At 44.0% G+C, this 6,209-nt stretch carries 6 protein-coding genes; 1 reads left to right on the top strand and 5 read right to left on the bottom strand.

Going from position 1 to position 6,209, the window contains the following annotated elements; translation table 11 throughout:
• Positions 1–80 precede the first annotated feature (80 nt).
• From RMO35_RS13895 to cobO, 4 genes are all read right to left on the bottom strand, one after another.
• A complete protein-coding gene (locus tag RMO35_RS13895) occupies positions 81–1,079 on the bottom strand; it encodes a pentapeptide repeat-containing protein (protein ID WP_309741892.1) in 999 nt (332 codons plus the stop codon).
• Positions 1,080–1,311: 232 nt separating this feature from the next.
• The gene (locus tag RMO35_RS13900; protein WP_309741893.1) at positions 1,312–2,676 is read right to left on the bottom strand and encodes a hypothetical protein; all 1,365 of its coding nucleotides are present in this window, start codon (positions 2,674–2,676) and stop codon (positions 1,312–1,314) included.
• A 79-nt stretch (positions 2,677–2,755) separates the two neighbouring features.
• Positions 2,756–3,898, bottom strand: a complete 1,143-nt coding sequence (locus RMO35_RS13905) for a heparan-alpha-glucosaminide N-acetyltransferase domain-containing protein (RefSeq protein WP_309741894.1) — start codon at positions 3,896–3,898, stop codon at positions 2,756–2,758.
• Between the two features lie 156 nt (positions 3,899–4,054).
• Positions 4,055–4,669: a cob(I)yrinic acid a,c-diamide adenosyltransferase gene (gene cobO, locus RMO35_RS13910; RefSeq protein WP_309741895.1), complete on the bottom strand. Its 615-nt coding sequence runs from the start codon at positions 4,667–4,669 to the stop codon at positions 4,055–4,057.
• A gap of 218 nt (positions 4,670–4,887) precedes the next feature.
• Between cobO and RMO35_RS13915 the strand changes: the two genes are divergently transcribed.
• On the top strand, positions 4,888–5,475 hold the full coding sequence (locus RMO35_RS13915) for a metal-binding protein (RefSeq protein ID WP_309741896.1): 588 nt from the start codon (positions 4,888–4,890) through the stop codon (positions 5,473–5,475).
• Between the two features lie 207 nt (positions 5,476–5,682).
• Here RMO35_RS13915 and RMO35_RS13920 read toward each other — a convergent pair.
• Positions 5,683–6,209 (bottom strand): DUF4832 domain-containing protein (locus RMO35_RS13920; RefSeq protein ID WP_309741900.1); only part of this gene is annotated, 527 nt, incomplete at its 5' end.

Here is a 6,209-nt window from a genome sequence, read left to right on the forward strand (position 1 = left end):
GGGGTAATTCATGAATTACCCCTACCCTAAATTGTCAAGATCCCAGCTTCGATCGAATTTATTACGGTCGAGATGACATTCTAGACATTGGCATAAATCCGCCCGTCGGGCATCTTCGCCCCAGTCAAAATCGTGCCGACAGTACTCGCACTACTCATTTCCGCCCGCATCAAATTAGCATTTGTCATATTGGCATCTTCAAGATCGGTTTTAGCCAGATGCGCCTCGATTAGTTCGACATTTATCATCGTTGAATAACACAAAATCGTCCGCGTCAGATCCGCATGGTGCATCCGTGCATCCGTGAGATTGGCATAACTCAGATTGGTATTTGCCAACTTCACCTTAGACATGATTGCACGGGACAGATTTGCCCCAGTCATATCGCAAGCTGTCACAATCGCTCGTTCGAGCTTGGCTAGGGAAAGATCGGCATGAGGAAGATTTGCCTCATGCAGATTGGCTTCAGTGAGAATCGCATTCGTCAACTTCGCACCAGTCAAATTTGCCCCAGTTAAATCCGTCCCCTTCAGATTTGCCTCCGTCAGATTGGCATAACTGAGATCGACTTTTGATAGATTTGCCCCCGCCATGTTCGCATTGCGAAGATCGGCGCGGCATAGTTTAGCACTGCGGAGATTGGAATTATAGCTGCGTTTTTCTTCGCGAAAATTGGCGGCTCGCATACATGCGCCGCTGAGATTGGCACCGCTGAGATTGACGTTTCGCAAGTCAGCATCCATCAGATTGGCATCGATGAGATTTACCCACGTCATATCAGCACCGCGAAAATCAGCATACTGGAGACTAGCTCCATGCAAATCGGCATCGCGGAGATTTGCACCTTGAAGATCGGCTCGGATCAGTGTTGCGCCACCTAGTTTGCAGTTGGAAAGGTTGGTTTTGAGAAACTGCGCGCGATTGAGGTACGCAAAAGTCAGGTTGCTTTTGCGTAAATCGGCTTGGCTGAGGACAATATCGATTAAGTCTTGAGAAACTAAACTAAATCCACTCAGATCCACTGAGGTAAAATCCCGCTCGCCACCACGATATCGCCACAATAGTTCTTCCGCGTCCATAACTTGGCTAGTATCTCTAGTTGATAATGTCTTTGTTATTATTCCCAAGCTAGCGACCATTGTTACCGATCTCGATCGAAACGGCTTGACTATCTATCAGCTAGATTTGCTCTATTCTACTTAATAGATACAATCGAGCTACATACTTCAATGTGTAGCCATGCGATCGAACATCAAATTTGAAAGCATACTTGCCGATTTGCTAAAGTCAAACATTTCTGACGATCCGCTCTTAATAAAAAGTATCAAGTGCGAATAAACGGATAACTGCAAATACAAATCCGCCCATCATGCCCTTGGCTAAAATGCCTAAAGTCGTAGCACAGCAATGTGGTAAACCAATGAGACTAGAGATTGCGATCGTTCTAGCAGAAGATTGAAGATATTTCGTCGATTTAATCAACAGAAATTGAGCTAAACTTTGAATTGCTATAAATGGCTTTTTTAGAAGTGACGAATTGCTTAACAATAGATCTAAGTGATGCTCTAAATCCTTTAACCAAGGAGAGTCAGCTAGAATGAGAATGACGGATAAACCTAACATTGACCCAATTGTAAACCATCGTCCCCAATCCCAGCCAATCAGATAGAGCGGAAATGCAGTCATCCCAATCCAAGCAGCTACTTTTACTGACAGACTCGGAGACATTGAGACTTTGCTAGCAATTCTCAGATGAATACCAGTCCAGAATAAGAATGGAATAAACCATAGGAGCACAACTCCATTATCGATTAAGGTGAATCCAGACATATTCCAAGCTTGGGACAGGTTCCAAGATACAGCAGCAATTGCTGCTGTATCGGCATAATTATCGCTACAATTAGTAGCAATTAGCGATTCCCAATTTTTACAGATTGCCAAGGCTGTTTCCGATCCGCCATTCCATTTAATAGCAGCAGCACAAGCGATTAACGTTGGTAAAAATACCAAGATCCTCACAGTGTTTTGAATTAATTTATCTTTGGTTGTGTTGCCAAATCGATCGGTAGATATCTTCGATATGATGGTAGTATAAAGTAACCAATGAGTGGGCAACCACAAGAAAAGACTGATTCCTTCATGACTCAACGATAAAATCAAGCCCGAAACAGCTTCCCAAATTGAGAATATGACTATGTTTAGAAAAAACTTATTTTCGTGAGGTTTTATGGATCGAATCATCCATAAGGAAATCATGCTAAACAAAATTGGAAAGACATCTTTCCTAAGCGGGGAGCCGTCCATGACAAAAAATAAAATCAGACAGGGATTGAAAAGGAGTAATAAAAGTTCATTCCGTGATAGCTTTGATTGATTGATTCGCACGGATGCAATCCACAGCCAGGTTGTAATAACATAAGCAGTAATCGCTATCCCAAAAATCAGCGGTAATGGGGGAATGTTCCATTGCCGCAGCCAATCAATTCCAGTGCCAAATAGTCCTCTACGCACAAATCCATTACTATAGTCAATCAGCCATTCGGTAATATTCCAGTTTTGGTATAACGGCTTTGAGAATGGAGCGACACAGACCGAGCCGATTGCCATAATGCCCCAGACAAGCCAAAATAAGCGATAGAGAGATAGGTGTTTTGTAGCTCCAATGAACTTATTCATTTTCTAGGAAATAAAACAACTCACTCAAAGTATCACAGTATGTGTTATTTCAATCTAAAGTTGGTTCGATCGAGCTACTCTAAATTTTTAAAAACCAGCGGCGATGATACATCAGATACGCTACACCCAACCAGAGCAAGACAGTCGCGATCGCAAATAGCAAGCCACTATTAAGCACACCCGCCCAGCCAAACAACTGCTCTCTCAAAAGATTATAGACAGAAACAGCTTGCTTATCTTTACCAATCTGATTCACCATGATTAACTTGATAAGAACGATCGAGGCTACATAGATAAAAATTGCGTTTAAACCCATGATTTCAAATGGTTTGAACCAATTTCGATACTTACGCACATCAACTAATTCATAACAAGCGGCTAGGGAAATCAATCCTGCTCCAGTGGTGAATAGCACGAAGGAACTCGTCCATAGCTTCTTGTTAATTGGGAAAATTCCATTCCATAATAAGCCGATTACTACTGCTGCCAAGCCAAATATCAATAGATTGCTACTCGTCCGCGAGTTAACTGACTGAATTTTCAGCCATGCACCAGTTAAATAGCCAAATAAGATACTAGAAATCGCGGGTAGAGTTCCAAACAACCCTTCAGGATCGCTTTGATTACCAGAGCCTTTGTGGAGGTGGGCTGGGGTAATAATTAAGCGATCGATATATGCTCCAAAGTTCCCCGCCTTGGTAAAGATGCCATCGGCATTGTCTAAAGCTGGGATGAAAGCTAATATTAACCAATACCCAACTAATATCCCGATCGATAAGATCCAAATGTTTCGTTTTGAAAGCGATAAAACTGCGATCGAAGCACACAGGAAACTAATTCCAATCCGCTGTAAGACTCCCATAATGCGGAGCCGATCGAGATTGGCGAATAGTTTAGGATCGGTGATGTTATAATTCCAGATCAGGTTATTTAAGATTAGTCCCAAGCCAAATAAAATCAGACTACGGCGAATGATTTGCACATAGACATGCTTAGTTGCGGGGGCATCGCCGCTGGTATATTTTGCCAGTGAAAAAGCCATCGATACGCCAATAATATACAAGAAAAAAGGGAATACCAGATCGGCGATCGTCCAGCCATGCCACGGCGCATGATCGAGCCAGAGATATTTTTTATCGTCATCGGGGAGACTAGCCATATTTACCAAAATCATGGTGGCTACGGTCATCCCGCGAAAAACATCTAGAGAAGTTAAGCGCATTAGGGGAGATAGGAGATGGGAGATGGGAGATGGGAGATGGGAGTCTTGTAGGGTGGGCACTGCCCACCATCTAAGTTTTAGGTATTATCTATCTAATAAATGCTTGCACCGATTCACTCAAAACATCTATATTTAAGTGTTCGATCGACTATTAATCTAAAATTCGATACCGGGTTGGGCTTTGACTCCTTGCTCGCGAAATGGATGCTTAATCATGGTCATTTCAGTGACTAAATCTGCCACATCGATCAAGCTTTGCGGTGCGCCTCTACCAGTGAGAATTACGTGCGATAGTTCGGGTTTTTGTGCCAAGCCAGCAATGACTACTGCTGGATCGAGATAGCCTAATTTGAGCGCGATATTGACTTCATCGAGTAATACTAATTGATAACTTGGATCGACAATATAACTTAGTGCTTGTTCCCAAGCTCGATGCGCGGTAGCAATATCGCGATCGCGATCCTGAGTATCCCAAGTAAAACCTTCCCCCATCGCCTGAAATACTATTTGGTCGCCAAACCGCTCTAAAACGGCTTTCTCGGCGGGTTCCCACGCACCTTTGATGAATTGGACGATCGCGACTTTATAGCCGTGTCCGAGCGATCGTAGCACCATTCCCAGCGCGGCGGTAGTTTTACCCTTACCCGTGCCTGTATTGATGATAATCAAACCTTTTTTGTCGATCGATTTCTCGATTCGCTCTGCCTGCACCTGCTGCCGACGCTGCATTTTCTGTTTATATTGTTCGTCAGTAAGTCCTGATTCTGTCATTAAGAAATTAGTGGATAGTGGATAGTGGATAGCGAAAAATAGAATGTCGAGGCGTATGGTTATTGTTGCCTCTAGTATTTAGCTGTTATCGAGTTATGGACGATCGACCTGCTGGATTGGAAATCGACCTCTTTTTCATATAATATTATCAAACTAGGCGGGTAAGATTGCTAAGCAAACAGATCGCTATCCACTATTCACTAACTAACTAATTAACTTTGCCATCAGGACGCACACACGATCGAGTGACGCTGTGGAGTTTACCGCTAATTGCTGGTGGTACTCTCTGGACGACTGCCCGTGCCGATTTGGCATTTTGGGTATCGGGTGGATTTTTGTTTAGTGGCTTGATTTTTGGGCCAGATTTAGACTTGTATTCCTTTCATTACAAGCGGTGGGGGATGTTGCGGTGGTTGTGGCGACCTTATCAACAAGCAATTAAACATCGATCGATCTGGTCGCATGGCCCGATAATTGGCACGATCGGGAGAATTTTTTACTTGAGTTTGTGGTTGGCATTAGTTGGTTTATTTTACTTAGGTATCGCTCGGTTAGCTGGAGCCAAGACATATACCGGACAAGAATTAGTAGCAATTTTACAACACTCGATCGCAAATAATTTCCCGGTTTATCTGGCGCTATTTTGTGGATTAGAACTGGGAGCGATGAGTCACTATGTCAGCGATTGGCTGGTATCCACCTTTAAGCGTCGATTCCGCAATGGACAACCTAATCCTAAGTTGTCGGTTGCATCTAGACAAAAAAAATTGCCTGTCAAACAGGCAAAAAAAGCAAGAGTTAAATAACTTACATCTTGCACCAGTTTAAGTATACTAGTGCTTCGTTTCGACCCAGGGTACCCACAAGGGGCACCCCTACACAATTAATCTGTAGGGGTGCCCCTGTCTTGTCGTTTTTTTATGCGGGGGGAACCCCCGCATAAAAACGACGCTTGTGGGTACCCTCAGATCTACGCTACTACTAGTCTTTGTCTATTAGTGCAAGATGTGAGCTTATTTAGTTACCTGCACCGTGCGACGAAGTGAATTAAATCCGGTTTTAGCTTCCCACATTTGTTCATTAGCCAAGCGAATCGCATACTCTGGGCGATTGGCGAGTTTGGGCATCGGATCTGGGAGATTTAGCAACAGCTCATACGTTCCTAACGGTGCCGCCTGCGGAATCTTAACCCGCACAGCTACAGAGATTTTCCCGGCTTGGGGCAGCCAAAAGCGCGGATCGTGAGTTTTGCTCCTCGGCTTGAGCAGGGGGAGCCGATAGACCTTGCCACTTTGCCGATGGCGGGCAATCAATTCCAAACCCCGAGGGTTGTAAGGACTGGCATAACCGACGTTTTGAACCGTAAAATTACCAGCTAATGTGCGTTCGCGCTGGATTTGGGCGGGAAATCTGGACTGTAGAAGCTGTAATCGGTAGCCTAGATTGCGGGCAATCCGATCGTAACAGCCTTCTTTGCGCCAGCGATCGAGATCTGGCTCATAAAAATAAGCATTGATGTAGCTCCAATGAAATTTAGCTA

It is taken from the genome of Chamaesiphon sp. OTE_20_metabat_361 (assembly GCF_031364565.1).